This is a genomic window from Arsenophonus sp. ENCA (genome assembly GCF_002287155.1).
Classification (GTDB): Bacteria; Pseudomonadota; Gammaproteobacteria; order Enterobacterales; family Enterobacteriaceae; genus Arsenophonus; species Arsenophonus nilaparvatae.
The window spans coordinates 1-700 of record NZ_NHNG01000547.1; the positions used below are offsets into that span (position 1 = coordinate 1).

Annotated in this window: 1 pseudogene; it reads left to right on the forward strand. The window is 41.7% G+C overall.

The annotated features are described in order from the left end of the window. Positions 1-28 precede the first annotated feature (28 nt). A pseudogene (locus CBG25_RS14195) lies at positions 29-700 on the forward strand (phage tail tape measure protein); the annotation flags it as partial.

The following is a 700-nucleotide window of genomic DNA, read 5'->3' on the forward strand; positions in this document are numbered from 1 at the left end:
AGATAAAGCAAGACTGGCCTGGGATAGCATGTTAGATATTGGTCGTGAACACACATTAGACCAGAAGATACGTGAGTATGAGGAAAAATTAGTCGCATTCCAGGTAAATCCGGTTGCAAGATTAAATTATTATAATGCCTCAGGGAAAACGGAGACAGATTTAAGGCGTGAACTTGATTTACTGAAAGAGAAAAAATATCAACAGGATATTGAAAATCAGAGAAAACAAGCGGCTGTAAGGACTCAAGAAGCAGAGAAAGCACGGTTTAGGGTTGACCAGGCGCTTAAACGCAAATATGAAAATGCGGAAGAAAAGCATCAAAGTGAGCTTGAAAGAATAAGAAATTCGGGTGGTTCAAAATCCGTAGTCGATGAAGCGATAAGGCGTGAAAATGCCCGTTATGCGAAAGAAAAATCAAGTTCAGCTTCAAAAGCTGATGCATACCGCCCGTCTTTAGGCACCCGTTGGGAGGAGGAAGCGCAAGCCAGAAACAGAGCACTGCAGGCAGAATTACGAACATTACAGGATGAAAGTCAATATGTTGGGATTATCAGCCAGCAACGACGAGAACTTTTTAAAACAGAAAACCAGTTAGCCATTCTTGAAGAGGCCAGAAGTGGCACAAGCAAACGCCGTCTGAGTGAAGATGAACAGTCACTATTATTAAAAAAAGAAGCAATTCTCTCTGAGAAGCGTGAA